The 26,804-nt window shown below is 68.5% G+C and carries 33 protein-coding genes; 13 read left to right on the forward strand and 20 right to left on the reverse strand.

Annotated elements, in window-relative coordinates; translation table 11 throughout:
* Positions 1-51: 51 nt before the first annotated feature.
* The 13 genes from ACZ3HL_RS40400 to ACZ3HL_RS40460 form a co-directional block, all read right to left on the reverse strand.
* On the reverse strand, positions 52-381 hold the full coding sequence (locus tag ACZ3HL_RS40400; RefSeq protein WP_465417909.1) for an avidin-fold protein: 330 nt from the start codon (positions 379-381) through the stop codon (positions 52-54).
* Positions 378-1,622: a glutamate synthase-related protein gene (locus ACZ3HL_RS40405; protein ID WP_465536994.1), complete on the reverse strand. Its 1,245-nt coding sequence runs from the start codon at positions 1,620-1,622 to the stop codon at positions 378-380. The genes ACZ3HL_RS40400 and ACZ3HL_RS40405 overlap by 4 nt, the downstream gene beginning before the upstream one ends.
* The gene (locus tag ACZ3HL_RS40410) at positions 1,619-2,614 is read right to left on the reverse strand and encodes an asparagine synthetase A (RefSeq protein ID WP_465536998.1); all 996 of its coding nucleotides are present in this window, start codon (positions 2,612-2,614) and stop codon (positions 1,619-1,621) included. The genes ACZ3HL_RS40405 and ACZ3HL_RS40410 overlap by 4 nt, the downstream gene beginning before the upstream one ends.
* Positions 2,611-3,921, reverse strand: a complete 1,311-nt coding sequence (locus ACZ3HL_RS40415; RefSeq protein WP_465537001.1) for a methylaspartate mutase — start codon at positions 3,919-3,921, stop codon at positions 2,611-2,613. Before ACZ3HL_RS40415 ends, ACZ3HL_RS40410 begins: the two co-directional genes overlap by 4 nt.
* Positions 3,918-4,382, reverse strand: coding sequence for a cobalamin B12-binding domain-containing protein (locus ACZ3HL_RS40420; protein ID WP_126730803.1), 465 nt, complete (start codon positions 4,380-4,382; stop codon positions 3,918-3,920). The genes ACZ3HL_RS40415 and ACZ3HL_RS40420 overlap by 4 nt, the downstream gene beginning before the upstream one ends.
* Positions 4,379-5,659, reverse strand: coding sequence for an ATP-grasp domain-containing protein (locus tag ACZ3HL_RS40425; RefSeq protein ID WP_465537003.1), 1,281 nt, complete (start codon positions 5,657-5,659; stop codon positions 4,379-4,381). Before ACZ3HL_RS40425 ends, ACZ3HL_RS40420 begins: the two co-directional genes overlap by 4 nt.
* Positions 5,656-7,407 (reverse strand): ABC transporter substrate-binding protein, encoded by a 1,752-nt coding sequence (locus tag ACZ3HL_RS40430; RefSeq protein WP_465537005.1) that lies wholly within the window; start codon positions 7,405-7,407, stop codon positions 5,656-5,658. The genes ACZ3HL_RS40425 and ACZ3HL_RS40430 overlap by 4 nt, the downstream gene beginning before the upstream one ends.
* 198 nt (positions 7,408-7,605) lie before the next feature.
* Complete coding sequence (locus ACZ3HL_RS40435; protein WP_465537007.1) at positions 7,606-8,862, reverse strand: MFS transporter; 1,257 nt, start codon at positions 8,860-8,862, stop codon at positions 7,606-7,608.
* 6 nt (positions 8,863-8,868) lie between these two features.
* Positions 8,869-10,488 carry a class I tRNA ligase family protein gene (locus ACZ3HL_RS40440; RefSeq protein WP_465537008.1) on the reverse strand — a complete coding sequence of 540 codons (1,620 nt, stop codon included), beginning with the start codon at positions 10,486-10,488 and terminating at the stop codon, positions 8,869-8,871.
* A 2-nt stretch (positions 10,489-10,490) separates the two neighbouring features.
* Positions 10,491-10,856: a cupin domain-containing protein gene (locus ACZ3HL_RS40445; protein WP_465374115.1), complete on the reverse strand. Its 366-nt coding sequence runs from the start codon at positions 10,854-10,856 to the stop codon at positions 10,491-10,493.
* A 23-nt stretch (positions 10,857-10,879) separates the two neighbouring features.
* Positions 10,880-12,193, reverse strand: a complete 1,314-nt coding sequence (locus tag ACZ3HL_RS40450) for a lysine N(6)-hydroxylase/L-ornithine N(5)-oxygenase family protein (RefSeq protein ID WP_465537010.1) — start codon at positions 12,191-12,193, stop codon at positions 10,880-10,882.
* A gap of 60 nt (positions 12,194-12,253) precedes the next feature.
* Positions 12,254-13,510, reverse strand: coding sequence for an ATP-grasp domain-containing protein (locus ACZ3HL_RS40455; RefSeq protein ID WP_465537011.1), 1,257 nt, complete (start codon positions 13,508-13,510; stop codon positions 12,254-12,256).
* Positions 13,511-13,614: 104 nt separating this feature from the next.
* Complete coding sequence (locus ACZ3HL_RS40460; RefSeq protein ID WP_465417932.1) at positions 13,615-14,100, reverse strand: winged helix-turn-helix transcriptional regulator; 486 nt, start codon at positions 14,098-14,100, stop codon at positions 13,615-13,617.
* Between the two features lie 92 nt (positions 14,101-14,192).
* On the opposite strand from ACZ3HL_RS40460, the gene ACZ3HL_RS40465 reads away from it, so the two are divergent.
* The gene (locus tag ACZ3HL_RS40465; protein WP_465537014.1) at positions 14,193-14,741 is read left to right on the forward strand and encodes a dihydrofolate reductase family protein; all 549 of its coding nucleotides are present in this window, start codon (positions 14,193-14,195) and stop codon (positions 14,739-14,741) included.
* 300 nt (positions 14,742-15,041) lie between these two features.
* Here ACZ3HL_RS40465 and ACZ3HL_RS40470 read toward each other — a convergent pair whose 3' ends face one another.
* On the reverse strand, positions 15,042-15,449 hold the full coding sequence (locus ACZ3HL_RS40470; RefSeq protein ID WP_465417936.1) for a VOC family protein: 408 nt from the start codon (positions 15,447-15,449) through the stop codon (positions 15,042-15,044).
* A 284-nt stretch (positions 15,450-15,733) separates the two neighbouring features.
* On the opposite strand from ACZ3HL_RS40470, the gene ACZ3HL_RS40475 reads away from it, so the two are divergent.
* The 3 genes from ACZ3HL_RS40475 to ACZ3HL_RS40485 all read left to right on the forward strand — a co-directional run bounded on the left by ACZ3HL_RS40475 (position 15,734) and on the right by ACZ3HL_RS40485 (position 17,203).
* A complete protein-coding gene (locus tag ACZ3HL_RS40475) occupies positions 15,734-16,192 on the forward strand; it encodes a GNAT family N-acetyltransferase (RefSeq protein ID WP_465537016.1) in 459 nt (152 codons plus the stop codon).
* Between the two features lie 325 nt (positions 16,193-16,517).
* Positions 16,518-16,997 (forward strand): DUF2975 domain-containing protein, encoded by a 480-nt coding sequence (locus ACZ3HL_RS40480; RefSeq protein WP_465537018.1) that lies wholly within the window; start codon positions 16,518-16,520, stop codon positions 16,995-16,997.
* Entirely contained in the window at positions 16,997-17,203 is a 207-nt protein-coding gene (locus tag ACZ3HL_RS40485) for a helix-turn-helix domain-containing protein (protein WP_034319648.1), read from the forward strand. Before ACZ3HL_RS40480 ends, ACZ3HL_RS40485 begins: the two co-directional genes overlap by 1 nt.
* Here ACZ3HL_RS40485 and ACZ3HL_RS40490 read toward each other — a convergent pair.
* The gene (locus tag ACZ3HL_RS40490; protein ID WP_465537020.1) at positions 17,200-18,519 is read right to left on the reverse strand and encodes a cytochrome P450; all 1,320 of its coding nucleotides are present in this window, start codon (positions 18,517-18,519) and stop codon (positions 17,200-17,202) included. The two genes, ACZ3HL_RS40485 and ACZ3HL_RS40490, sit on opposite strands and share 4 nt — an antisense overlap.
* A gap of 71 nt (positions 18,520-18,590) precedes the next feature.
* Here ACZ3HL_RS40490 and ACZ3HL_RS40495 point away from each other — a divergent pair, with 71 nt between their 5' ends.
* Positions 18,591-19,211 (forward strand): UdgX family uracil-DNA binding protein, encoded by a 621-nt coding sequence (locus ACZ3HL_RS40495; protein WP_465537023.1) that lies wholly within the window; start codon positions 18,591-18,593, stop codon positions 19,209-19,211.
* 1 nt (position 19,212) lies between these two features.
* Here the strand turns inward: ACZ3HL_RS40495 and ACZ3HL_RS40500 are convergent, their stop codons facing one another.
* Together ACZ3HL_RS40500 and ACZ3HL_RS40505 are read right to left on the reverse strand one after the other, a co-directional pair.
* The gene (locus ACZ3HL_RS40500) at positions 19,213-19,401 is read right to left on the reverse strand and encodes a hypothetical protein (protein WP_465417946.1); all 189 of its coding nucleotides are present in this window, start codon (positions 19,399-19,401) and stop codon (positions 19,213-19,215) included.
* Positions 19,402-19,517: 116 nt separating this feature from the next.
* Entirely contained in the window at positions 19,518-20,480 is a 963-nt protein-coding gene (locus ACZ3HL_RS40505) for a TIGR03557 family F420-dependent LLM class oxidoreductase (RefSeq protein WP_465417948.1), read from the reverse strand.
* Between the two features lie 110 nt (positions 20,481-20,590).
* Here ACZ3HL_RS40505 and ACZ3HL_RS40510 point away from each other — a divergent pair, with 110 nt between their 5' ends.
* From ACZ3HL_RS40510 to ACZ3HL_RS40520, 3 genes are all read left to right on the forward strand, one after another.
* Entirely contained in the window at positions 20,591-20,923 is a 333-nt protein-coding gene (locus ACZ3HL_RS40510; protein ID WP_465537025.1) for a plasmid stabilization protein, read from the forward strand.
* A gap of 64 nt (positions 20,924-20,987) precedes the next feature.
* A complete protein-coding gene (locus tag ACZ3HL_RS40515; RefSeq protein ID WP_465537026.1) occupies positions 20,988-21,440 on the forward strand; it encodes an ATP-binding protein in 453 nt (150 codons plus the stop codon).
* Positions 21,437-22,225 (forward strand): SigB/SigF/SigG family RNA polymerase sigma factor, encoded by a 789-nt coding sequence (locus ACZ3HL_RS40520; RefSeq protein ID WP_465417956.1) that lies wholly within the window; start codon positions 21,437-21,439, stop codon positions 22,223-22,225. Before ACZ3HL_RS40515 ends, ACZ3HL_RS40520 begins: the two co-directional genes overlap by 4 nt.
* Before the next feature lie 250 nt (positions 22,226-22,475).
* Here ACZ3HL_RS40520 and ACZ3HL_RS40525 read toward each other — a convergent pair whose 3' ends face one another.
* The 3 genes from ACZ3HL_RS40525 to ACZ3HL_RS40535 form a co-directional block, all read right to left on the reverse strand.
* Positions 22,476-22,805: a DUF3140 domain-containing protein gene (locus tag ACZ3HL_RS40525; protein WP_007030250.1), complete on the reverse strand. Its 330-nt coding sequence runs from the start codon at positions 22,803-22,805 to the stop codon at positions 22,476-22,478.
* A gap of 29 nt (positions 22,806-22,834) precedes the next feature.
* The gene (locus ACZ3HL_RS40530; protein ID WP_465417958.1) at positions 22,835-23,296 is read right to left on the reverse strand and encodes a hypothetical protein; all 462 of its coding nucleotides are present in this window, start codon (positions 23,294-23,296) and stop codon (positions 22,835-22,837) included.
* A 96-nt stretch (positions 23,297-23,392) separates the two neighbouring features.
* The gene (locus tag ACZ3HL_RS40535) at positions 23,393-23,854 is read right to left on the reverse strand and encodes an SRPBCC family protein (RefSeq protein ID WP_465537028.1); all 462 of its coding nucleotides are present in this window, start codon (positions 23,852-23,854) and stop codon (positions 23,393-23,395) included.
* Positions 23,855-23,990: 136 nt separating this feature from the next.
* On the opposite strand from ACZ3HL_RS40535, the gene ACZ3HL_RS40540 reads away from it, so the two are divergent.
* From ACZ3HL_RS40540 to ACZ3HL_RS40560, 5 genes are read left to right on the forward strand one after another with little or no spacing between them, the layout of a single operon-like run.
* Positions 23,991-24,404, forward strand: a complete 414-nt coding sequence (locus ACZ3HL_RS40540) for a phage holin family protein (protein ID WP_465417961.1) — start codon at positions 23,991-23,993, stop codon at positions 24,402-24,404.
* Complete coding sequence (locus tag ACZ3HL_RS40545) at positions 24,401-24,706, forward strand: DUF3618 domain-containing protein (protein ID WP_465537030.1); 306 nt, start codon at positions 24,401-24,403, stop codon at positions 24,704-24,706. Before ACZ3HL_RS40540 ends, ACZ3HL_RS40545 begins: the two co-directional genes overlap by 4 nt.
* Positions 24,703-24,969: a DUF4235 domain-containing protein gene (locus tag ACZ3HL_RS40550; RefSeq protein ID WP_465417963.1), complete on the forward strand. Its 267-nt coding sequence runs from the start codon at positions 24,703-24,705 to the stop codon at positions 24,967-24,969. The genes ACZ3HL_RS40545 and ACZ3HL_RS40550 overlap by 4 nt, the downstream gene beginning before the upstream one ends.
* A 2-nt stretch (positions 24,970-24,971) precedes the next feature.
* Positions 24,972-26,267, forward strand: coding sequence for an NAD(P)/FAD-dependent oxidoreductase (locus ACZ3HL_RS40555; RefSeq protein WP_465537032.1), 1,296 nt, complete (start codon positions 24,972-24,974; stop codon positions 26,265-26,267).
* Positions 26,268-26,280: 13 nt separating this feature from the next.
* Positions 26,281-26,784, forward strand: a complete 504-nt coding sequence (locus ACZ3HL_RS40560; RefSeq protein ID WP_465537033.1) for a hypothetical protein — start codon at positions 26,281-26,283, stop codon at positions 26,782-26,784.
* Positions 26,785-26,804 lie beyond the last annotated feature (20 nt).

The following is a 26,804-nucleotide window of genomic DNA, read 5'->3' on the forward strand; positions in this document are numbered from 1 at the left end:
CCCCTTCCTTGCGCCTGGCGCAAGGAAGGGGGCCTTCATGTACTTCAGCCGCTACTCCGCCACCTCTTCGATGGCCGAAGTGCCGCGGGAGCCGGGGTTCCCGTATCGCTCCCACACCTCGTTCAGCCGGATCCGTCCGTCCGGCAGGAACTCCGGCGTGTTCGTGCTGTGCCCCGCGATCACCTGACCACTGGCCAGCACCATCGTGTAGGCCATGTGGATCGTCCCGTCCTCACCGCACTTCCCGGTCAGCGAGCCGAGCCGCACCCCGCCGCCGGTCAGCTCGGCCCACACCAGATCGTCCTTCTGCCGGTACAGGGTGACCGGCGCGTGGGGATCGGTACTGACCTTGCGGAACCGTTTCCCGTCGTAGTTGATCATCCGTCCAGCTCCGTCCGAGTCGGGAACCAAAGGTCGTCCGAGGTCAGCTCCGCGAGGTCGTACTTCCCGAGCGCGCTGGCGAGCAGCCGCAGTTCGAGTTCGAGGCACCGCACCAGCCGCACGAGCCCTTCGTCCGCGTCCTCGTCGACCGCGAGCAGCGCCGCCCGGCCGAGGCCGACCGCGGAAGCCCCCATCGCCAGGCACTTCAGCGCACGGGCCCCCTCCCAGATCCGCCCGGACACCAGCAGCGACGCGTCGTGCTTGCCGACCCGGCGCAGGCATTCCACCAGCGGCAACCCCACCTGGTCGAGGAACACCGACGGTGCCCAGCCGGTGCCGCCCTCGGCACCGTCCACGGTGACGGCGTCCGCTCCCGCCGCCCACGCGACCCGCGCCGCCTCGCCGACGTCACGGCCTGGGTGCAGCTTCACCCAGGCGCGGGCCCGCGGGTAGTTGTTGCGCATCAGGTGGATCTGCTGGCGCAGGATCTCCCCGGTGAAGGTGCCGGGACTGCTGGACCGCAGCACCATGGCCTGGTCCCTGCCGAAGGCTTCGTCCACTGTGTACTGTTCCGCGACCTCGCCGGCGGCCGCGCGCGAGAGCACCGTCATCCCGCCGAGGCCCGGCTTGGCGCCCTGGCCGACCTTGAGCTCGAACGCCAGCCGCCCGGTCTCCAGCAGTTTCGTCGCGGACGGGTCGCTGTAGACGAGGTTCCACACCTCCGCGTCGGCGTCTTCGGTGCTCTGCTGCACGACGACGCCGCCGAGCCCGTCCGGTACGGCGCCGGCGTACGCGCGGATCCGGCCGAGCAGACCGTCTTCGGCGCTTTCGCCCATCCGGCCGTATCCGTGCATGGGCACGACGTTCTCGCCGATCACCATCGGCATCCCGAGCCTGCCCGCCTGCTCGCTCGCCGCGATCCCGAGCCCGCTGCCCGCGACCTGCGTGGAACCGAACGCGCACAGGAACACCGGCGACGGAGCGGTGAACCCGCCGAGCACGGTCGACAGCCCGACGTCGCCGTACACCGGTTCACGCGCGAGGTCGAACATCTTCTCCAGGCGCCGCGGAACGAACACCGGCGGCACGATCCGCGCGCGGTCGAGTTCGTCCGGCGGGGTGTCGGCGTCCGCGCCGAACAGCGACCGCCCGTATCCCGCGACGTCGGGGAAGATCGCCGCGCTGCCTTCCCTCGCCCTGGCCCGGATCGCGTCCTCGGGGAGCTGCCGCGCGGTGATCACGGCGTCGCGATCCCGGGCAGCTTCGGATACGCGTTCGCCTGCCAGATCGCGTCCAGCCCGGCGATGTAGCGCGTCACCCGCTCCAACCCCATCCCGAAGCCCGCGCTCGGCGGCAGCCCTTCACGCGCGAGGTCGAGGTACCAGGCGTACTTCGCCGGGTTCTCCCCCGTCTCCCGCATCCGCTCGATCAACCGCCGGTACTCGTGCGTGCGCTCACCGCCACTGCACAGTTCCCCGAACCCGTCCGAGGCGATGAGGTCGAAGTTCCGCAGCACTCCCGGTTCCGTACTGGACTCGCCGTCGGTGAACCCGCGCGATCCCTTGGGGTAGTCGACGATGAAGAACGGCCGGTTCGTCTGCTCGGAGATGATCCGCTCGCCCTGCCAGTCGATCTCCGCGTCGGCGCTCTGCCCGTGCCGGAGCCCTTGGAGCCGCGACACCGCCTCGCGGTGCGTCATCCGCTCGAAGTCCTCTTCCAGCAGCGCCGTGAACGCCGCCTGGTCCCGGCCCAGCGTGGCGAGGTCCACTTTGGACTCCCGCAGGGTGTGGGAGACCACGTGCCGCAGCAGGCCCTGCGCGATGTCGAGGACCTCCTCGCGGCTCGCCCGCGCTACCTCGACGTCGATCTGGGTGAACTCGACCAGATGCCGCCCGGTGGCCGAGGTCTCCAGCGGCTCCAGCCGCACGTTCGGCGCGACGTAGAAGATCTTGTCGAACGCGAGCAGCGACGCCTGCTTGTACAGGATGACGCTGGTCATCATCTTGTACTTGTGCCCGTAGTAGTCGACGTCGACCTGCTTGGCCCCACGGCATCCCGGGTCGGTGACCGGTCCGATCAGCGGGGGTTGCAGTTCCACGAACCCGTTCATGCCGAGGTACTCGCGGGTGCCCGCGGTGATGCTGTTCTGGATGCGCAACGCCGCCTGCGTCACCGGTGACGTCAGATGCTCGCGGGTGCCCGGCGGCAGCGCCGCGTCCGATGGTCCGGTCATGTCCTACTCCCCTGTGTCGGCCGGTTCACGGTCTCGATTCCCGGCAGCCCGTATTTCTCGTCGAACGACCGCTCGACGTACCGGAGCGCGTCCAGCAGATCGCCCGAGGTCATCCGCCGTTCCGCGGGCAGGTCGACGAGGTCGCCCAGCGGCATCGCGCCGATCCGCTGCCACTCCAGGCGGCCACCGGCGTCCAGCCGCCCGCGCGCGCGGCCCGCGTTGTCCGGGTGCAGGCAGAACGGGACGTCCAGCTGCCCCCGCGCGAACGCGGTGACCAGCGCCCGGCCGAGATCGGTGTCGAGCGAAAGAACGTTGTCCACCAATGCTTTCGCCTGCGCGTGGATCCCGGTGTCGCCGAGCCTGCCGATCCGGGACACCCCCCGCGCGGACTCGGCGGCGTGTTCCAGCGCGGTCACGTTCTCCGCGACGGTCGGTAGCCGGTGCGCTTCGGCGGTGGTCTTGACGATCAGCCTGCTCGCCCCGGTTCGGGCGGCCAGCCGCGCGGACTCCGCGATCAGCTCCAGCGCGCCGCCCGGTGTCCTCGGGTGGACACCCATGTAGCCGTAGATCACCACATGCGTCCGCGCGTGCGGCACGTACTCCCCGATCAGCGCGTGCAGCGCGGCGACGGCCTCCTCGTCCTGACCGGCGTGGGTCTGCTGCGCGTAGCTGAAGGACAGGCAGCGGATCCCGTGCCGCCAGAAGAACATCCCTTCCAGCACGCTCAGCGCGACCAGCAGCGCCGGCGGGCACAGCTGGCCCATCATGCAGCCGCCGAAGGTCTCCAGATGCGGCTCCAGTTCGGGACCACGGGCCTCGGCCAGCGTCTCGCAGGAGCGCCGCCAGTTGTCGACGGCCGCCGAAAGCGACATCCGGCTGTACGGCAGGCAATACGACACAGGGCCGCCCTCGGTCGCGTGCAGCCCGAAGTCCAGCAGCGCCCGGACGATCCGCCGGGGATCCGCCGAACCGTGCCGGACCTGCACCGGGAAGTCCCCGGTCAGCACGCCACCGAGCAACGCCGTCGTCGTCGCGGGATCGTGGTCGACGAGCGGGTACCCGTTGAGGTCGGCGCCGGCCGCCAGGGCCGCGCGAGCCGCCTCGTGGTCACCGACCCTGGTGTAGCTGTCGATCGTGATCGTGCCGACCGTCGCGGCCCGCGCCGCCCTGGTCGCCAGCAGTCCCCGGGTCATCCGGCCCGGATCGGCGAACCCCATCCGGGGCTGCACGACCAGCTCTCCCCTGGCGTGGTGGCGCGCGACCACCTCGCCGAACGAATGTCCCCGCCGAGGGGTGAGCACGCTCATCCGGCGCCCAGCGGGACACCGGGGGCGCGCACGGACAGGGTGCGGAGGAACGTCCGGAACGGCGTCAGTCCGCCGGAGTCCTCGAACACCGCGTCGAAGCCGGCCTCCAGCAGCCGCGCCGCGTTACTGCCGCCCGTCACGTCGAGCTTCCCGCCGATGACGACCGGCATCGTGACCAGTTCGGCCCGCGCACGGAAGGACTCCATCAGCCGGACGCCGTCCTGGCGGCCGTGCCCGTTGAGGCTGCTGATCACCAGCAGATCCGGCCGCCGGGTGACGCATTCGCGCACGATCGTCGCGTCCGGGACGCAGGCGCCGAGGTTGGTGACCCGGCAACCCAGTTCCTCCAGCAGCAGCTCCAGGTACACCAGGTTCCAGGTGTGCGCGTCGGACGAGAGCCCGGTGACGAGCACGTCGAGACCGGCGTCCGGGAGCGTGGGCTGGACGGCTTCGATGGTCATGGTGCGGCGTTCTCCCTCTCTCCTCGGTCCGGCCGCACGTCGATCTCGATCAGCGCGACCGCCTCTTCGGCCAGGCGCGACGCCTCCGCCGGGCTGTCCGCGGTCACCATCAGGTCGCCGACGCGGTCCCACGAACTGCGCAGCCCGTCGAACCGGTCACCCGCCGAGACGCTGACGTCGCACAGGAACACGCCCTCGGCCTGCGACGCCTTCTCCACGCCGCGCACGTCCTCGATCAGGCCGGGCTCGATCGAGAGGAACCGGACCGCGGCACCGCCTTCGGCCTTGCGCGGCAACAGGTCCACGACCGGCTCGTCCTTCATCACCGAGAAGTAGGCGCGGTTCAGCTCCACCGGATAGGCGCGCTGGATCAGCTCGATGATGCCGTCGCCCGCGAACCGGCCGGCGCATTCGACCAGATACGGGACGCCGTCCGAGACGATCCATTCGCAGTGGACGATCCCGGTGCGGAACCCGGCCGCCGAGGTGAGGCGCCGGGTCTCTTCGGTCAGCGTCGCGGTCAGCTCGTCCGGGATGTCGGCGGGCACGATATGCGCGAGCTCGATCGGGCGCGGACCGGGGAACAGCCGTTTGCCGGTGACGTTGGCGAACAGCGGCTCGCCGTCCCGCAGCAGCATCTCGACGCTGAACTCGTCTCCCTCGACGAAGCTCTCGGCCAGCATCTTCAGTTCCATCGCGCGGTCCGGGACGAAGATCCCCTCGTCCTGCACGACGCAGTTCGTCCACGCCTGCTCGGCCTCGGCCGGGTCGGTGAGCACCTGCGTCCCCACCGACGCCTGCCGGTTCGCGGGCTTCAGCACGATCTTCCCCGGATGCCGCGCCATGAACTCGCGGACCTGCGCCGGGCTTTCGACGCGCGCCGACGCCGGATTCGCTATCCCCGCCGCCCGGCTGACCAGGCGCAGCACCGCCTTGTCCCGCAGGATCTGCGCCGCGCCGAACCCCGCGCCCGGCAGCCCGTAGCGTTCCGCGAGCCGGGCCGCGAACGGGGTCGCGTACTCGGTCAGCGGCACGACGGCGGCCGGGTCGAGGTCGTGGTGGACGTGATAGAACTCGTCCGCCTTGCCGGGCAGATGGAACTCCCACTCGATGAGCTCGCGCACCAGCGCCGAACCGGCCACCGTCTTCCGCGCGTCGCGTTTGCGGACGACGTCGGGCTCTTCGACGAAGATGACCGAACCGTCCGGCTGGAAGTCCTTGATGGACGAACCCAGCGCGGCGGCCACGAACCCGACCAGCACCACCGGGCGCGTCATGACTGCTCCTCTACGTAATACCAGTTCTCCGGGTTGATCAAGCCGTACGGGTTGATCGGCGAGAAGCCGCGCAGGTTCCCCGCGACCTCGAACAGCCGTCGCGGGAACGTCGGCATGAAGATCACCGGCGCCTGCTCGGCGATGTACTCCTGGTACTCGTACAGCGCTTCGAGCGAGTCGGTGGTGACGGTCTTCGCGATGAGCTCGTCGGCCTTGGCGTCACGCCAGTTGCTGAAGTTGCAGGCGGCGCCGCTCTGGAAGAGGTTCTCCCCGGTCGGATAGTTGTAGACCCAGCCGCCGCCCCAGCAGGACAGCTGCCACATCCGCTTCTCGCCGGGACCGTCCTCCGCCACCAGGACCGACCCCATCACCTCTTCGAGGCGGATCTCGATGCCGGCCTTGGCCGCGTCGTCCCGGAACTGCGCCATGAGCCGCGCCAGCGACGGCCGCCCCTCCCAGTAGCGCAGGGAGAAGCTCAGCTCCGTGCCCGCCGGGATGCCTTCGCCTGCTTCACCGGGGCCGGTGCCGGGCCGCACGCACACCGCGGGCGAAGCGGTGACGTCCCAGCCGTTGTCGGCGAGCAGCTGCCGCGCCTTCTCCAGGTCGAACGGCCAGAACCCGCCGCGCTCGGCGATCTTCGGCGACACCAGGTCGCTCTTGGGCAGCACCGGGATCGACCCGGTCTGGCTCCACCCATAACCCTGGTAGACCTCGCGCGCACCGTACTCCTGGTCGAAGCAGCTCTGGAGCGCCTGGCGGACATAGGGCTGCCTGATCAGCTTCCCGGCGATGGTCGGGTTGCTGAAGTTGACCGCCATGAAGTTGATGTTGAACAGGATCTGCGGTTCCAGCTGGAAACCGTCGCCCAGCGGGTTCGGCCCGCCCTGGGTCGGATCGCCGTCCGGCTGGACCCCCATCCCCGGCGGCAGGAAGCCGACCTGGACGTCACCGGACTGCAGCAGTTCGTACTGCTGCTCGTCCGAGGTCGTCGAAACCTGGCGCAGCTCGTCGAGATGCGCCGGGTTGGGGCCGCTGTAGTGCTCGTTCGGGACGAAGGTGACGACACCTTCCTCGGTGTAGCTCTTGAGCCGCCACGGCCCGTTCACCACACTCCACACGGGACTGTCGGCCCAGCGCGTGCGGTGCGAGTTGTCCTCCTCGACGACGTCGCCGTTCTCCGCCATCAAGAACTCGTAGACCGCTTCGGCCTGCTCGATGTCGTGCGTCGCGTCGGCCGGGCCGTCCGCGGTGCGGTCCCACGCCTTCGGCATCGGCGTGATCATGGTGAGCTGGTTCAGCAGCACCCAGTTCTTCGAGTACGCCTTGTCGAAGGTGAAGCTCACCTTGTCCTCGGCGACCTTCCCGAACGACACCAGGTTGTCCGGGAAGTAGCCCTCGGAGTAGGCACCGAACCTCGGCCCCTTCACCTTCAGCATGTTCATCCAGAAGACGACGTTGTCCGCGCACACCGTCTCGCCGTTGGACCACTTCCACGGTTTGATCCGGACCGTGCAGGTGCGGCCGGTCTCATCCCACACCGGTTCCTCGCCGACGCTGAGGTCCCAGTCGATCTCGGGCGCGCCGTCCCGGCCCAGCCAGTAGAGCGGCCGGTACATCAGCATCTGGAACTCGTAGAGGCTCCGCACGCCGAAGCGTTCGCCCGGGGTGAAGGGGAAGATCACCGCGGGCGGGAACCCGGGAAGGCAGGCCCAGGTGGCGACGCCACCCTTGATCGGCTTGTCCGTCATGACTTTCGCTTCCTCCGCATGTCGGCCGCGCTTAGTGGTTGCCATCGGATGTCCTTCGGGGGTATTCGGCGGATCCAGGTTTCGCTGGGCGTGCGGTCGTGAGGTCCTCGTACCGGGGTTGTCCTCGGGCCTCGCGGCCGTGCGTCCAGCGGGAAGCTGGGCCGTCGAGACCTCCGGAGGACTTCCGATGGTGACCACTTACGCGGCGGTCGCCTCGAGAACCTCGGCCGGCCGCTTCTCCTGCGCCGACAGCGGTTTCGCCAAGCTGAAGTAGGTGCCGATCACGATCGCGCCCTGCAGGATCGCCAGTCCCCAGAAGGCATAGGGCACCGCCGTCGCGTCCGCCAGCGAAGACAACGCGACCGTCGCGCCGACGCCGAGCCCGAGACCGAGGGCCTGGGTGCCACCGAAGATCCGGCCGACGCGTTCCTCCGGGCTGGCCCGCATCAGCAGCGTGCGGGCCGCGATCCGGCCCTGCGCGAAGCAGAACCCGGCGAACGGGATCGCCGCCATCAGCGCGATGTAGTGCAGGGGCTGAATCGCGAGGCAGATCAGGTTCCCGAGCGTGCCGAGCACCGCGAGGTGGATCCCCTTGAACCGTTTGCTGACCTTGCCGTACGCCGCGGCGCCGACGATGAACCCGACCCCGGCCAGCGCGTCGACCACGCCGATCATCCACGCGCCCTGGTTGAACGTCTGCAGGATCAGCGTCGTCAGGATGACGTTGGCGACCATCAGGCCGATGTTGCCGTTGGCGTACAGCAGCGCGAGCCGCTTGACGGGCTGGCGCACGGGGACTTCGACCGGCGCCGACGGGTCGGTGGCCGTGGTCTTCTCGGTCACCGGCGCCTTGGCGGGCTTGCGGCCGATCGCGTAGACCAGCACGGCCGAGAGGACGAAGCTCAGCGAGTTGAACACGAACAACGGCGTGGCGCCGAACCAGATCACCAGGAAGCCGGCCAGCGAAGACGCCAGCAGCATGCCGGAGTTGCTCGCCATCTCGAAGTGGGAGTTGAACTTCCCTAGCCGCTCGTCGCGGATCCGTTCCTTGATCAGGCCGTTGCTCGCGGGCATGAACAACGCCGCGGTGCAGGCGAGCATGAAGTTCGCTATGTAGGAGCCGAGGTTCGCCGGACCGCCGATCCACAGCCACACCGGCAGCGCGAACGCGGTCATCGCGCTCACCAGGTCCGCCGCCACGCACAGCATCCGGCGATCGACCTTGTCGACCAGTTTCCCGAACAGGACCGCGAGCGCGACCTGCGGGATCGACACCGCGATGAACAGCCAGCCGACCGCGAGGGTGGTCTGTTCGGCGTGGAAGACCAGGATCGCGGCGGCGGTGATCTGGAACGCGTTGCCCGCCGTGGTGACGAATCCCGCCGGGACCAGCAGGCGTTCGGCGAGCCGGGAACTCCGGGCCGCGTCGGTGGAGAGGGTGCTGTCGAGTGACATGGGGTCTCAGACCTCGCTCGTCGGGGGGAATTCCAGTGATGGCACGGGGAAAGCCGTGGTGTGCGTGACGTCGAAGGCGGCCGCGGTGATCCGGAGTTCGAATCCGCCCGCTTCGGCGGCACGCTCGGCGAGGTCGATCAGGATCGGCGAGGCACAGCCGATCAGCGCCCGCAGTTCGAGGAAGAGATCGCCGAGCCGCGCACGGAGCATCTCCTGGTCGAGGTTGCCCTTCAGCGTGCGTTCCGTCGCCGCGCGCAGGCGTTCGACGTGCTGCACCACCAGATCGGCGGCCCGGCTGAGGCTGAAGTCCTCGAGTTCGTAGTTCAGGGCGAACCGGGAGACCATCGCCGCCGCGCGTTCCGTGGCCTCGGTCGACACCGGGAGCGAACCGTTCTCGCCGCCGACCTCGGCGGTGAGTTTGGCCAGCGTCTCGGCGACTTCGTTCCAGGGCGTGACGAGCCGCTCCCCCGCGACCTTTTCCAGTGCCGCGCGGGAGAAGTTGGTCCGCGCGAACTCCGGAGCGGTGAGGTTGAGGTGGAACCGCGCGATGTCGCGGGGCACCTCGGCCGCCAGCTCACGGGCCCAGACCACGTGTCCCTTGCTGGTGGAGAACTTCTCGTTCTCCAGTTCGTAGAACTCGTTGACCAGCAAGGTGTCCGGGAGGACGTAACGACCTTCGAGGGCCATCAGCTCGGCGACGTGGACCACGCCCCAGGTGAACAGCGGGTCGAACCCCATGAACACCACGACCCGCGCGTCGTTCTCCGCGAGCCAGGCGTCGTCGTCGGCGACCTTCGGCTTCCCGTTGCGCCGCAACGCGTACTCGGTGCAGTACATCGAGGCGGGCATCCCCTCGACCCAGGCGTTGAGCCGTTGCCCCGGCGTCTGGAGGAACGGCGCCGGCAGGCCCCATTTCACCGGATACGTGATCGCGAAGTCGGGCAACGGCCCGGCCAGCAGTTCCCGCATCAGCCCGAGCACGTGCGGCCGCCACGCGGGACCGCGCCCTTCGTAGTAGGCCAGGAGCTGTTCGCGGTACTCCGAAACCGGGAAGACCATGATCTCGGTCTCGCGGTAGGTCACCTCGTCGGCCGGGTCGAGCACCGAGTACGGCTCGATGAGCGCGTCGAAGTCGATCGGATGCCCGCAGCCCTCGCAGAAACCACCGCGGCTGTCGGCGAGACAGGTCGGGCAGCCACCGCCGACGAACCCTTCGACCAGGAACTCGCCCTTGCTCTCGCTGTAGGGCAGACGCACCTTCCGCAGGCGCAGCTTTCCCTTGTCGTACAAGCGTTTGACGTAGTCGTAGACCAGCGCCTTGTAGCCTTCGTCGGTCGGCGAGAAGCCGTCGACCTCGACCCCCATCGCCTTGAACGTGCGTTGGATGTTCTCCGTCGACTGCTTCACCAGTTCGGGCGGCGTCAGCCCGACCCTGGCCGCGCTGGTGACGAGGTAGGTCTGGCTGTCGTCGGTACAGGAGGCGAACACGGCCTCGCGGCCGGCCGCGCGCAGATACCGCCGGTGCACGTCGGCACCGAGGTACGGGCCGGCGATATGCCCGATGTGCAGATCCCCGTTCGACGTCGGCGGGCCGCCGATGATCACCACCGGTCGCGTGTCGGCCATGCTCACGCCTCCGCCTCATGCCGGGCGGCGAACTTCACCGTCATGTCGGAGTCCCACCAGATCGCGTACATCTCGAAGTCCTCCGCACCGTCGTTGAGGATGCGGTGCTCGGTACCGGGCTTGTGGAACTCGATGTCGCCGGGCCGGAAGGCACGGCGTTCTCCCCCGGACTCGACGACGGCCTCGCCGTTGACGGCGATGAAGATCTCGTACTCGTGGTGGGAATGCGCACCCGTCGCGCCGTGCGCCGGCACCGTCACCCAGGCGCCTTCGAACGGCGCGTTCAGTGCCGCCCACGGCAGCAGCCGCTGGCCGTAGGCACCGTTCTCGAAGACCATCTTTTCCCGCTCGAGCGGACGGATCTCCATGACTTCCTCTTCCTTCTCGTGGGTCAGCGGGTGGCGACGATGGGGGTGGTTTCCGAAGTCGGTTGCGGCGGCACCGAAGGGTTTTCGCCACGGTGGGCGAGGAGGTCCTGCAGGATGTCGTTGGCCCGCGGGGCGAGGACGCTCAGCAGCGAGTCCGCGATGCCGTGCGTGGCCTCGTTGACGCCCTGGAGGTAGACGGCCGCGGTGGCGGGCTGGTCGATCTCCAGCCGGTAGTCGCGGGTCACCTTGATCTCCGACAGGCCGATCGACTTCGCGATCTCCTGGACCATCCTCGGCATCTCCGGGGAGAAACCGGTGCCGAGCAGCACGAGGTCGGTCCGCAGTTCCTGGCTCTCGCCGGTGCGCCGGTCGGTCAGCTCCAGCACGATCTCCTCGCCATCGTCACGGGCGTCGGTGAGGTCGTTCATCGTGATCATCTTCAGCCGGGAACGGCCGGAAAGACGGTCCAGATAGATCGAGCGGTAGAGCGCGTCCATCGTGCCCGGCGCCAGCCCGGAGTAGTTCGTGTGGTGCATCTCCTTGAGCATCTGCTCGCGTGCTTCCGGCCGGGAATCGAAGAAGGTGTCCACATGGGACGGGAAGAACAGCTCGTTGTTGAACTTGCTGCTCTCGTAGTAGTTCAGGCCGATCGAACGCATCACCATGGTCGGTTTGCATTCGGGCAGATCGTTCTGCACCGAGCTGAACAGTTCCGCCGCGCTCTGCCCGGCGCCGATCACCGCGACGCGGTACGGAAGGTCCTTGCGCAGCTTCGCGATCCTCGGCAGATACTGGGTGCTGTGGATGACGCGCTCCTGGTTCACCGTGCGGAGCAGGTCGGGGATCCGTGCGTCGCGCCCGGCACCGACCACCAGGTAGCGGCTGCGGATGACCTCGCCGTCGGCGACGTGCGTATCCCATCCGGTGAGTGTGCCGTCCGTCCACACGGGAGTGATCTCACGGCATTCCCGGCCACGCTGCAGGTCCACCAGGGAAAGCGAGTCGGCCGTCCACTTGAGATAGTCGGCGAGTTCCACCCGGTACGGGACGAAACTGCCCATGTTCACGAATTCGTTGAGCCGGTTCGTGGCGTGCAGGTAGTTCAGGAACGAGAAGCGGCTGCGCGGGTTGCGCAGGGTCACCAGGTCCTTGAGGAACGAGACCTGCGACAGCGCCTCCGGCAGGAGCATGCCCCGCTGCCAGGAGACCTCTTCGTCCCGTTCGAGCAGGACCGATTCGCGGGCCAGGCCGGGCGCGAGCTCTTCCAGCGCCACTGCCAGTGCCAGATTGGACGGTCCTGCTCCGACTGCGAGCAGCTCGACATCACGGTTCGCCATTTGTTCGCTCCGCCATCGTTTGAGAGTGCTGGGAAGGTGTGCTGCGGTGCCGGTGCGCGGTCAGGCGCCGGCGGCCACCGAGGGCAACAGGGGATGCGCGGTCAGCTGGACCTGGGCCATGGCCTTGTCCAGCACCGCTTCGCAGTCTTCGGGGTCGGTGCCCGCGCAGATCACGTACGCGTGCCGCGAGATGAACTCCGCCGGCGGCAGCCGCAGGCGCGCACCCGGCTCGACGAGCCTGCCCGCGGCGAGGATTCCGTTGTCCCGCAAGGTATCCGGTACGGACACGGACTCGACGACACAGTCCTGTTTCGGGTAGCCGAACCGTACGCCGACCCACCGGGGTTCGGCCTCGTGCGGGATATGGGGGCGCATGCCGAGCGCGACGTCGACCGCGGCCGCGCCCGGGTCGACCCCGGTCGCGAACTTGGCGAGCAACGGGATCAGGTCGCCGCCGAGCCTGCCGTTGATCTCCACGATCACCGGTCCTCGTTCGGTGAGCTTGAGCTCGGTATGCGTGATGCCGTACCGGAAGTCGATCGCGCCGTGCGCACGGATCAGCGTCGACCGCAGGACCGGGTCGGCGAGCAGTTCATCCGCGGAGCTGACCAGGTGGCCGAGTTCTTCGAAGTACGGATGCATGCCGACCGTCTTGCGGGCCACGAACATCGGCGTGTACTCGCCGTCCACGATCGCGCCGTCCACGCTGATCTCCGGGCCGCTCAGATACTCCTCGACCAGCGCCCCGCCCTTGTAGGCGGGAGAGCCGCCGAAGCTGGCGTCCTCCGCTGTCCGGAACGCCTTCCGCACCGCCTCGGCGTCTTCCGCGAGACTGACGCCGATGCTGGCGCCGCCCCCGCGAGGCTTGACCACCACCGGGTACCCGATCCGCTCGGCCACGCGGACGGCTTGGTCGTCGTCGTGCACGAACCCGAAATCGGGCTGCGCGACGCCGGCCGCGGTGAGCGTCCGGCGGCTGAACCACTTGTCACGGCAGCCTTCGATCGCGGAGATCCCGGCGCCCGGCACCCCGAGTTCGTCCGCGACATGTGCCGCCGCCACGATCAGCGCCTCGTCCCAGGACACCACGCCGAGTACCGGTGTCGTGGCGGCGAGCGCACGGGCCGCGGCCAGCACGGCGTCCTGGTCCTGTGTGTCCAACACCGTCGCGCCGGTGATGTAGCGCTCCTGCCAGGTCGGCTCGGTCCCGGTGAACAACCACAAGGGATGCCGATGCCCGGCCGACGCCAACAGGTACTCCCGGTACGGCCGCGACCCGCAGCCGATCACCAGGACAACACCCTCCGCTGAGCTCATTCCCTCTCCCTACCAGCCCGTCGCTCCGTCGCGGGCTACTACATCCCGGGGGCGGGTTGACCGGAACCCTTGATTCGGGAAGAACAATCAACGAGGGCGTGGCTTCAGAGGGCCGCTTCGTACGCGGCGGCGAGGCGCTCCAGCACGCCGGGGCCGTCCTTCTCCGGTGCCGGCTCACCGAGGTGGACGACCCGGAGCTCGGCCATGAACTCCGACCACAGTTCCGGCCCGCCCGCGGCGAGCAGTTCGGCCCGGACCCGCAGGCGCTCGGTCGTCGGACGATGCTCGAGGCCCCAGGCCCCGAGGTGCGCGAACACGGGCACCAGCTGGATCGACGCCTCGGTCAGGCTGTAGGCGGCCCGTTTGCCGGGCCCGGCGTCCTCGCGGGTCAGCAGACCGGCCTTGACCAGCCGCTTCAGCCGGTCGGCGAGGATGTTGGACGCGATCCCCTCTTCGGATCCGGCGAGCAGTTCCCGGAAATAGCGCCGGGTGCCGAACATGATGTCCCGCAGCACGAGCAGGCTCCAGCTGTCGCCGAACGCCTCGACCGCGGCGTTGATCGGGCAGCCGGAACGGGCGGGTTCCGCCATTCCCTCACCTCCACCAGAAGTGGTTGCAATCTACCATCGCCCACTTTATCTTGAGCTGACCGATTGCATAGCGCAACCACCAGGAGGCCGGGATGCTCGAACCACAGACCGCCGACGGGAAAGTGCTGTGGCATTTCACGATGTCGCTCGACGGTTTCGTCGCGGGCCCTGGCCACGGCATGGACTGGATGACCGGGATCACCTCCCGGCCGGACCTGATCGACGAATACGCCACGACCACCGGCGCCGTCCTCGGCGGCCGCGACGGCTGGGACGCCTACCCCGACCCGAGCGGGATCTACGGCGGCGCCTGGAAAGGCCCGCTGTTCGTGCTGACCCACCACCCCGAAGACGCCACGCCCACCGACGGGGTGACGTTCCTGAACTGCGGCGCGGACGAAGCCGTCCGGATCGGGCTGGAGGCGGCGAACGGGAAGAACCTCGAGGTGTTCTCGCCGGACATCGGCCGCCAGCTGCTCGCGCTGGGGTTGATCGACGAGATCGACCTGCACATCGCGCCGGTCCTGCTCGGCGACGGCATCCGGCTGTACGACAACCCCGGCGGCGCGCCGATCCATCTGCGGGGACTCGGCCGGGAAGATCCGCGAGGCGTGCTCGACGTCCGGTTCCGGCCCGTCTGACCGCGCGCCCGGTCGTGAGTGGTAAGGACGGTTCTAACCGTCCTTACCACTCACGAGACGGCTCGGCACCGGGGTTTTTGCTGGCGCCTGAGTACTCAGAGTCCGTGAGGCCGGCGACTTCACGTGACCGCGCGGACGACACGCGTGATCAGACGGACGACACGCGTGATGGAATGGACGACACGGCCGCGGCCAGGGCTCCGGCGTGTGTCGTCCGTCCAATCACACGTGTCGTCCATCCAATCACGCGAGTCGTCCGTCCAAGCACGCGAAACGACACTCGCGCATAGGCCGGAAGCCCTAGGACAGAACGACGTTCACCATCCACGAGATGCCGAACTTGTCGATGCAGGCACCGAATTCGTCGCCCCACATCTGCTTTTCGAAGGGAACCGAAACGGTGCCGTCGGCGGAGAGTTTCTCCCAGTAGCCGCGCAATTCCTCGCCGTCTTCGCCACTTAGGCTGATCGACACGTTGGTGCCCGGATTGTGCTCCATTCCCGGCGGCGTGTCCGAGGCCATGATCGTGTAGCCGCTCGGGGAATCGAGCTGACTGTGCATGATCTGGTCCTCCGCCGGGGTTCCGGCCATCCCGGACTCTCCGAACGTATTCAGCGTCAGTTCTCCGCCGAACACCGACTTGTAGAACTCCATGGCCTGCCGGGCGTCGCCGGCGAAGCTGAGGTAGGGATTGAGACGGGAAGCCACTGGAACACTCCTTCTGGTCGGGTCACGAGCATCCTGGCAGACGCCTCCCGGCGCGACAACGGCATGACTACCGCCGGGTGAATTCCTTCGCGCACCAAAAATTCAACCCCGTTCACCGAACGCGGTGGGGCAATTTCGCGAACGCCGCTTTAGGGTCCCCGTATGCCCTCCACCCCGCGACGGCCGACCGGTTCGGCGACGTCGCGACGATCCTCGATCCGAAGGGGAACGACCGCGCCTGCTGATGTCTCGCCTATCGCGCGAAACCCGCGGACTACAGCCGGTTGCGCGGCGACGAACGCGCGGAGCACGTCCGCGGCCTCTGCGCGGCGGACCCCGCGCCCGGCGTGCTCGCCTACGACGGCACCAGGCCGGTCGGCTGGTGCGGTGTCGACCCGCGCGCCCAGCTGCATCGCCTGACGCGTTCCCGCACGATGCCGGCGATCGACGACATTCCGGTGTGGACGGTCATCTGTTTCGTCGTCCGGTCCGGACATCGCCGCAAGGGCGTGGCGCACGCGCTGCTGGACGGCGCGGTCTCCTACGCCCGGTCGCACGGCGCCCCCGTCATCGAGGGCTACCCCGTCGATCCCGGCCGGGGACGGATCAACTCCTCCGCGGCGCACGTCGGGACCATCGGGCTGTTCGCCGCCGCGGGGTTCGAACTCGTCGAAGAGACCAAGGCACGCTCGGACCGGAAGCCGCGCTGGCTGATGCGGCTCGATCTGCGCACCGGCTCGTGAGCCCCCGGACATGTCGCGAAAGCCACTTTCGCAACGTTGAGCGTTGCGAAAGTGGCTTTCGCAACGCCCTCCGACGTGCCGGGACGCACCCGGCCGCGCCGGGACGCACCCGACCTCCGTGCGGGGTGAGCTGAGGTTGCGAAAGCCACTTTCGCAACGTTGAGGGTTGCGAAAGTGGCTTTCGCAACGCCCCACAGGCCACACGCCGACCATCGCGCCCCGAAGGGCCCCTCCCCGCGCCAGATGCGGCGAAGGACGCTTCCAGTCCACCGAAACCCGATAACTACCGATTGACTTTCGATAGATAACACGCGAAACTCGATGCATGATCACAGGTCAACGGGCGGTCGCGCCTCTCCGAGTGTTCCTCGTGCTGCTGTTCGGGGTCCTCGTCCTCTTCCAGACCATGTCCCTGCCGGGGCAGTTCGCGCACATGGCTCGGCAGGACCCCGAAATGGCGTACCTGCGCTGGCCCGCGACGGCGATCTCCATCTTCTGGGTGCTCTGCGGCCAGGTCGTGATCGTCGCCACCTGGCAACTGCTGACCCTGGTCAAGAAGGACCGGATCTTCACCGAGGCGTCCCTGAGATGGGTGGACGCCATCGTGTGGGCGATCCTCGCCGGCTGGGTGGTGCTGGTGGGCGTGTTCCTCTACGTCGGCTTCAACGCCGAAGACCCGGGCCTGCCCCTGCTGTTGTTCCTGGGGTTGGTCGGCGTCACCGTGCTGGGCCTGCTCATGGTCGTACTGCGCACGTTGCTCCGGCAGGCCACCACCCTGCGATCCGACCTGGAACAGGTGATCTGATGCCGATCGTCGTCCGCATCGACGTCGAGCTGGCCAAACGCAAGATGAGTGTCGGCGAATTCGCCGAACTCGTCGGGCTCACCCCGGCGAACGTGGCGGTGCTGAAGAACGGCCGTGCCAAGGCCGTCCGGTTCAGCACCCTCGAAGCGATGTGCCGGGTGCTCGAATGCCAGCCCGGCGACCTGCTCGAATGGGTCGAAGACTAGTCCGGGACCACCGAGAACTTCAGGTGGAAGTTGTCGAGCGTCGCGGGCAGCGGCCGCTCCGGCCCGAGGACGGCCCCGGAGACCAGCTCGAAACGCCGGTCCTTGATCGCATGCGCCAGGATCGTGCTCACGCAGAACAGCACGAGGTCCCGGCCCGGGCAGATGGCCGGTCCGGCACTGAACGGGACCAGCGCCGGATTGGCCGCCGCGCTGCCGTCCAGCCAGATCCCGGGTTCGAACCGGTCGGCGTAGGGCAGGGATTCGGGGTCGCGGTGGAAGAACGGGGTGAAGATCAGCACCGTGGTCCCCGCGGGTCCCCAGGCGGTTTCGGCCGTGCTCTCGCGCAGTAGCGCGGGCGTCGTCGGCCACAGCCGGACCGATTCGAGGGCACAGGCGCGCAGATACGTGAATTGGCCGGGCGCGGTCAGGTCGGCGGCCGCGACCTCCTCGTCGGCCCGTTCCCGCGCAGCGGGGTGGGTGGCCAGCAACGCGAGCGCGCGGAAGGTGACGATCCCGGCGGCGTCGAACGCGAAGAGCCAGTGGGCGACCTGGTCGGCGACGACGTCCATCGACCGCTCCCCCGACGGGCCTGCCGACGCGATGGCTTCGGCGAGGCTCCCCGGCTCCGCCCGTTCCAGGTGACCGATGAGCCGGGTGCGGAACTGATCGTGGAGCCGGTCGCGCCGCGGGTGCGCGTACGCCCAGTTCGCGTCCTTCCGCAGCCGGGCGAGCGCGTCGGTGAGGCCGTCGTCGCCCGCCGCGGACTCGCCGAGCGTGACCCTCCGGACCATCCGCCACCAGGCCACGGTGAAGGTGTCCCAGTCCAGCGTGCCGCCGTCCCAGAGCGACGCCGCCTCTTCTGCGATCGCCGCGGCGAAGGGTGCGGCGAGGTCGTGCAGCGGCTGCCCCGGTTCGAGGATGTCCTCGTTGAACCGGCGGCGCGGCGCGCGCTCCACGGCATCCGAGATCAGCACACCGTGCGGCTGGAAATGGCCCAGCGCCGCCCGCTTCTCCTTGGTCGACGGGCTGAACGGCACCGGCGCGGCGGCGAGCACCTCGCCGACGTCTTCCCCGGACAGCGCCAGGTCGATCGTGCGGCCGGGCATCCGCAGGCGCAGCGGGCCGGGACCGTACCGGGAGCGGAGCCGTCCCAGCAGTCGCACGGCGGAACGGTCGAACTGGAGTTTCTGGGCCGCGGCCATCCCCAGCGGCCGCCGTTTGATCACCCCGCCGGCGAGAGTGGGTAGGACGACCCGCAGCGCGACACGCACGGTGTCCTGGACGGAAGCGGTGGCCGGTTCGGTCGAAATCGCCATACCCGCTGGCTACCCGGCGCGGCGCGCACGTAACCGGTTTGTCCCACCACCGGGCGGGGAATCCGGCCGCCATGGCGACCAAGGCACCCGGGGCGGATCCGCCCGCGACCGTGGACCTGGAGAGGCTTCGTTCGGCGGCATCCGGCTGCCACGGCTGCGTTCTCTACCGCGACGCCACCCAGACCGTTTTCGGCGAAGGCTCCCGCGAGGCGGAGATCATGGTGGTCGGCGAACAACCCGGCGATCAGGAGGATCGGCAGGGCGCCCCGTTCGTGGGGCCCGCCGGACGGCTGCTCGACCGGGCCCTCGACGAAGCGGGCTTCGACCGCCGGAAGATCTACGTCACCAACGCGGTCAAGCACTTCAAGTTCAAACGGGACGAACGCGGCAAACGGCGGATCCACAAGACACCGTCCAAGACCGAGATCGTCGCCTGCCGTCCATGGCTGCACGCCGAACTGGAGGCGGTTCACCCGGAGCTGCTCGTCTTCCTCGGTGCGACGGCGGCGAAGGCGCTGCTGGGCGACGACTTCCGCATCACCCGCAGCCGTGGCGAGCGGATCGACCTCGCCGAGTTCGCCACCACCGCCGTCGCCACCGTGCACCCGTCGGCGGTGCTACGCGCGCCGGACCGCGACGAGGCCTACCGGGCCTTCGTCGCGGATCTCGTGGCGGCGCGCGGCGACCGCTGAATCACGCTACTTCGGAGCTGCGGCCGCCGTCGTGCAGGCCCAGCATCTCCAGCAGGGTCGCGCAGTCTTCGGGGCTCCTGGCCCGCGAAGCGACGGCGATGGCCGCCTTCCGCCGGATCGCTTCCTGCTCCGGCGTGTCGTGGCCTTCCAGCAGGTCCGGTACGGGATGAAGGCCGAGTTCGTTGCTCATCTGGTCCCCCTTGGCTGAAGGATGTGCCGCTCAGGTACCCGCGTTGGCGGATTTGAACACAGGTGCCCCCGTTCGGGTGGGCGGAGACACAAAAGTCCTTACTCCGTCCGTGTGAATCAGCTCCGCAGCGCCGGGAGCAGCGTTTCCCGCGCGAAGCGGAGGAAGCCTTCCTGCTGGTCGCCGCCGATCTGGATCAGCGCCAGATCCGTGAATCCGGCCGCCTCGAATTCGCCCACCTGCTTCACGATCCGGTCGACGTCCGGCCCGCACGGGATCGCCTCGGCGACGTCCTCCGGTTTGACGAACTGCGTCGCCCCGGCGAACCCCGCGGGGCCCGGCAGTTCGGCGTTGACCTTCCAGCCGCCGGCGAACCAGCGGAACTGCTCGTGCGCGCGCCGGACCGCGGCGTCGCGATCCTCACCCCACGACACCGGCAGCTGGGCGATCTTCCTGCTGGGCGGGCCGAGTTTGGTGGCGTCCCACTCCCGGCTCAGCGCCTCGTCCGGTTCCACCGCGATCATCGCGTCGGCGATCGGCGCGAACCGGGTCACCGACTGCGACCCGGACACCGCGACCGCGATCGGCACCCGCTGCTCCGGCAGATCCCAGAGTTTCGCCGAGTCCACCCGGAAGTGGTCACCCTTGTAGTTGAAATAGCCGCCGTCGAACAACCCGCCGATGATCTGGACCGCTTCGGCGAGCATCTCGTGCCGGACGTTCGCCGGTGGCCAGCCGCGGCCGACGACGTGCTCGTTGAGGTTCTCCCCCGCGCCGAGACCCAGGGTGAACCGGCCGTCCGACAACGCCTGGACGGTCGCCGCCTTCTGCGCCACCACCGCGGGGTGATAACGCATGGTCGGGCACGTCACGAAGGTCATCAGTTCGACCCGTTCGGTGCTCTGGGTGACCGCTCCCAGCACGCTCCACGCGTACGGCGAATGCCCCTGCTCGTCCAGCCAGGGCGAAAAGTGGTCGCTCATGACCTCGAAGTCGAAACCCGCCTTCTCCGCCCCGGCGGCGTATCCCACCAGGTCTTTCGGCCCGGCTTGTTCGGTCATGAGGGTGTAGCCGATGCGCATCGATGCCTCCTTCGCGTCGACCCCCGCGTACCCGCCCGGGCCCGGGATCAACCGGACGTTTATCCGGCGAATCGAACGGGGTACCTGACCGGGGAAAGGAAGGAGCCGCGATGCCGCAGCAGGCTTGGAGCGACAAACGAGAACGTCAGTACGAACACATCAAGGATTCGACGGAGGAGCGGGGCGCGAGCACCGGCCGGGCCGAGGAGATCGCCGCCCGCACGGTCAACAAGAACCGCGCGCAGGCCGGCGAATCACGCGAAGCGAGCCGCACGTCCCTCGAGGACATGTCACCTCAGCGGCGGGGTGGCAAGCGGTCGGGGAACCGATTGGGCCCGAACGGCCCGACCAAGGACCAGCTCTACAACGAAGCGAAGCAGCGCAACGTCGAGGGCAGGTCGAAGATGTCCAAAAAGGAGCTTCAGCGAGCCCTGGGCCGTTGATCACGCGTCACGCGGCGGAGCACCGCCGCGGTCACCCCACGGCCACGGACGGATGGGTTTCGTAATGGATGCACACGGACGGGGCGGCCTCACCCCCCAGACCCGGCCTCAGTCGGACGGTCTGTCCGACCGGGTCGAACTCTGCCTTCCCGCCGAGGCGGAGCAGATCCCTCTCGTCCGCACGCTCACCCATGGTGTGGTGGCCCGTGCGGACTTCGGCTTGGACGCCATTTCAGACGCGAAGATGGCCGTCGACGAAGCCTGTTCCCAACTTGTCCAGCCCGCTGAACTGGGAGCCGTTCTTTGTTGTGTCTTTCACGAGATACCGGAAGGAATCGCCGTCTCGATCTCGACGCGGACGAACAGGCCCTACCTGCCGAGCGAGACGACGTTCGGCTGGCACGTCCTGACGACGCTGACCCATTCGGTCCGGGCGCGGTGCGAACCGATCCCCGGGGAGGCAGGGGGCACGACGACGATCGATCTCGTGTTGGCCCCGGGAACGAGCGACGGGTGAGTGGGGAGCGCAAGACTCTCACCCGGCAGGCGGACGACTACGCCCATTGCGAACCGCTCTTCGAGGAGATGTCCTCCCTGCCGGAGGATTCGCCGGGCCGCCGGGAGCTGCGCGCCCGCCTCGTCACCGAACTCCTGCCGCTCGCCGAGCACATCGCCACCAGGTTCTCCGGACGGGGTGAGCCTCGCGAAGACCTCGTCCAGGTGGCGCGGATCGGCCTGATCAACGCGGTCGACCGGTTCGATCCCGGCCGTGGGCACGACTTCCTCTCGTTCGCCGTGCCCACGATCATGGGCGAGGTCCGGCGGCATTTCCGGGACACCGGCTGGTCGGTCCGGGTGCCGCGGCGGCTCAAGGAGCTGCACGTCTCGCTCAGTCAGGGCACGGCCGCGTTGTCCCAGCGACTCGGCCGTGCGCCGACTCCGACCGAACTCGCCGAATACCTCGGGCTCGAGGTCAACGACGTGCGGGAAGGACTGCTCGCCGGCCAGGCGTACCAGACGTTGTCGGTCGACAAACCGGTCCACGACAACGCCACCGAGGCCCTCTCGCTCGCCGACACGATCGGCGAGGAAGACCACGAGATGGCGTTGGTGGAAAACCACGAGGCGCTGCAACCGCTGCTGCGGGAGCTCCCCAAGCGGGAACGCGCGATCCTCGTGATGCGCTTCTTCGGGGGCTACACCCAGACCCAGATCGCGGAACGGATCGGCATCTCGCAGATGCACGTTTCGCGGCTCCTGTCGCAGACGCTGGACCAGCTGCGCGGGAAGCTCTCGGAGTAACGGTCGTCCAGCCCGCGCGTGTTACGGCTTCGCACCCGGCCCTGAAGTTACGCGAAGGGACAAAGTCGCATATCTGCTGGTCGCGATGCTGCGCCCAATGTGGCATTGGGGACACTGAGCGTCCCCAATGCCACATTGGGGGCACCGGACGCCCACACACACGTCAATGTCCCCTGTGGACAGTCGAGAACGAGCCAGGCCCCCTTCACTGCGTCCAGCGCAGTGAAGGGGGCCTTCACGTACTTCGGGCTCACACGGGTTTCAGCGGGTCGTGTCCCATCGACATCAGCTTGTGCCGCCAGTGCGCCTCGCCCGCGACCGGTTCGAGGTCGTCACGACGCTGGTCCTCGACCCGCCGGACGACCGAGCGCATCACCCGCTCGTCCTCGGCCGTGAGGTCGGTCCTGCGCTTGCCGAGGATGCCCAGCACATGCCGTCCGGTCGGGGTGCCCGCCTGGTCCGGCAATGCCTCGTCCTCGTCGTCGGCCGACCTCGTCCGCAGCCAGTCGGCCAGTTCCCGCGAGGTCATGTTGACCACGCGATGGAATTCGTCCCATAGTTCGTCATCGATCTCGTGCACGGCGAAACCTCCTGCCAGCACTCGACTTCTTACGGTGTCGTGTACGGAGCCTGCTGTTCGATGGACGGGCTCGTGGTCGGGTAGCGGCCCTCCTGCCCGGGCACCGGCGTCACCGTCGTACCCTGCTGCTCGGGCTCGACGCGCCTCGGCCGGTTGATGACCGCTTCGGCCTCCTGCTCACCACGGATCCGCGAAAGCACGCTGAGCGTGATCGCGTGGGCGACGGCCAGTACCAGCAGCAGGACACCCAGCCTGCCCACCACCCCAGGAAGGTCGCTGCCCCCGATGTCGACGGTCGACAGCAGCGCCAAAACGCCCAGCGTCGCGAGATGGAACAGCACCGTGACGAGCCACGTCATGGAAGCGCCCGCGGCCGGATCGCCGTGGGAACCCCGCAGGTAGCGCTTACCGCTCTGGTAGATGATCAGACCGTCGAGCATGACCAGCGCCACCCCGATGACGAGGAAGGCCACGTATGCGTTGGTAGTCATGCCGGAACGCTCCCTTCGTAATGGACCTCACCCCGAGAGATACCCGGGACCTCCCCCGGGAAAACGCGTCTTCCAGGGGAGGTCCCGGGTCATCGGTCAGCTGCCGGGGCGGTCCACGTCACCGCGCCAGGCGCCGGACTCGTGGCCGCGGCTCTCGATGAACTCCTTGAACCGCTTCATGTCGCCCTTGATCCGGCGGTCGAGTACGCCGAGTTTGTCGGCGACGTTCTCGGCGAAACCCTCCGGATCGATCTCCATCTGCGCGGTGACCCGGGTCTTGTTGTCGTCCAGGCGATGGAACGTGATGACGCCCGCGTGGTCGGGACCGGAGTCCGACGTCCACGCGACGCGCTCGTCGGGATGTTGTTCGGTGATCGTCGCGTCGAATTCCCGGCTCACCCCACCGAATTTGGTCACCCAGTGGGTGTGGGTCGCGTCGATCTGACGGATCTCCTCGACACCTTCCATGAACTGCGGGAAGCTCTCGAACTGAGTCCACTGGTTGTACACGGTCTTCACCGGGACTTCGACGTCCACCATTTCGGTGATCGTGCTCATGCATCCTCCTGTCGGTTGGGTGCTTTTCGAGCCGGCACCCCCCGGCTACCCGGCGCTCAGCGGGGCGAAACACGCTGTGATTGACCGGCCGGGCCGCCGGGTACCCGGCGGGCAGAACGCTCCGAGGAGGTGCCCCATGATCGAAGAGACCCACCGGAAGCCGTCCGGAGAAAAGTCGGTCGGCGAACTGGTTTCCGATCTCAGCGACGAGGTCAAACACCTCGTCCGCGACGAGATGCGGCTGGCCGTGTTCGAATTGCAGCGCAAAGGGAAGAAGATGGGCTTCGGTGCCGGATTGTTCGGCGCCGCGGGTGTTTTCGCGCTTTTCGGGCTGGCGACCCTGATCGCCGCGGTGGTGCTGGCACTCGCGCTGGTGATGCCCGCGTGGCTGGCGGCCGTGGTGACGGGCGCGGCGCTGCTGCTGATCGCCGGGCTTTCGGCCGTCGTCGGCAAGAAGGAGGTCTCCAGCGCGACCCCGCCGGTGCCGGAAGAGGCCATCGAGGGTGTCCGCGAGGACGTCGACACCGTCAAGCAAGGAGTGCGGTCATGACCGATTTCCCCAAGAACGCCGAAGAAGCCCGCGCCGATCGCGACGTGACGCGGGATGAACTCACCGAAACCCTCGACGCGCTGGGCAAGAAGATGGACGTCAAGGCGAGGGTCAACGACAACCTCGACGCCAAGGTCGACGAGGCGAGCGCCAAGATCTCCGAGAAGGTCTCCGAGCCCGCGGCGCAGAAGTTCCGGCAGGGCACCGAAGTCGTCCGCGCGAACCCCGTGCCGATCTTCGCCGGTCTCCTGGCGTTGCTCGTCACCATCCGGCTCATCATGCGAAAGAGGTCTTCCTCGTGAACAAGGTTCTTTACAAGCCGCTCAGCATGGTCGTGAGCGCCGCGGGCGGCGTGCTCGCCGGGATCGCGTTCAAGCAGATCTGGAAACGCGTGAGCGGGGACGAAGAGGCGCCGGACGCCACCGACCGGGACTTCACCTGGACCCAGGTGATCGTCGCGGCCGCCGCGCAGGGGGCGATCTTCGGCGCGGTGAAGGCCGCCACCGAACGGGCGGGCGCGGTCGGCTACCGCAAGGCGACCGGCGACTGGCCCACGGAGGACTGACCATGCGCGTGGTGATCATCGGAGGTGGGTTCGCCGGTTACAACGCGGCCAAAACCCTCCTCAAGTCGGCAGGCGACGACACGGAAGTAGTCGTGCTGAACCCGACCGACTACTTCCTCTATCTCCCCCTGCTCCCCGAAGTCGCCGCCGGGATCCTCGAACCGCGGCGGATTTCGGTGTCCATCCCCGGCACGTTGCGCGGCGTGCGCCTGGTGCTCGGCACGGCCAAATCGGTTGACTTCGAAGATCGCAGCGTGGGTTACACCGACCCCGAGGGCCGCGAGCGCTCCCTCGGCTACGACCGGCTCGTGCTCGCCGCGGGCAGTGTGAACAAACTGCTGCCGATCCCCGGCGTGCCCGAGTACGCCCACGGCTTCCGCGGCCTGCCCGAGGCCCTCTACCTGCGGGATCACGTCACCCGGCAGATAGAACTCGCCGCCTCGGCGCAGGACCCGGCCGAACGCGACGCGCGCTGCACGTTCGTCGTGGTCGGCGCCGGTTACACCGGCACGGAGGTCGCCGCGCAGGGGCCGGCGTTCACGGCCGCGCTCGCCGCCCGGCACCCCGAGCTGAAGGACCAGAAGATCCGGTGGCTGCTGCTGGACGTCGCCGAGCGGGTCCTGCCGGAACTCGACCGGCGGCTCGGCGCCACGGCGGACACGGTGCTGCGCGAACGCGGCGTCGAGGTACTGATGAAGACGTCGATCGACGACGCCGGCGAAAAGGGGGTCACGCTCACCTCGGGTGAATCCGTGCCGACCCACACCCTGGTGTGGTGCGTCGGGGTCCGGCCGGACCCGCTCATCGAGGACCTGGGGCTGAAGACGGTCAAGGGCAGGCTGGTCGTGACAGCGCAATTGAACGTCCCCGGACGGCGCGACGTCTACGCGTGCGGAGACGCGGCCGCCGTCCCCGATCTGACCAGGCCCGGCGAATACACGCCGATGACGGCCCAGCACGCCGAACGACAGGGCAAACTCGCCGGGCGGAACGTGGCCGCGTCGCTCGGGTACGGGTCGCACGGCACCTACCGGCACCACGACCTCGGCTTCGTCGTCGACCTCGGCGCCCGCCAGGCCGCGGCGAATCCCTTGCACATCCCGCTTTCCGGGTTCGCCGCCAAGGCGGTGACCCGCGGTTACCACCTGCTGGCCATGCCGGGCAACCGGCTGCGCACCGCCACCGACTGGGCGCTCGAAGCGGTGACGAAGCGACAGACAGTCCAATTAGGACTCGTTCGATCGGGTTCGGTGCCGCTGGACACGGATTCCCCCGAGCTCCCCCGCACCAACTGCTAGAGGAGAGACGCCCATGACCACCGGATCCGATCCTGTCCGCGCCGAAGGCCCCTCGGTCGTCATCGACGGCGGCGACGAAGGGGCGAAGCTGCTGGTCCTCGACCCGGCGGGCGAGGGCAAACACGGTGAACTCCCGGCGACGTGGCGCCCGCTCGCTTCCCAGCGCCAGGTCATCTGGTGCAGGCTGCCGGTGGACGGCGCGCTCAGCCAGGCCGAAGACGTGCTCGGCGAGGCGGAACCCGGTGGCCCGCCGATCGACGTCGTGGCCGCCGGAGACTCGGCCGCGGACGCGCTGCGGCTGGCCGAACGCCATCCCGGAGCCGCGTCCCATGTCCTGCTGGTCGACCCGGTGCCGGACGGGTCGTCCAACCTCGCCGAACGGGTGCGCTCGGCCGGGACCGCCGTGGCCGTGCTCCCCCACAGCACCGGTGAACCGTACAACCGGGTGCCACCGCCGCTGCCGCTCGGGCATCCGGACGTCGTCGCGGGGATCACCAAGATCCTCGAGGACGTTTAGCCGCCGGAGGGCCGCGGTAT

The sequence above is a fragment of the Amycolatopsis sp. NPDC000009 genome, from assembly GCF_055563465.1.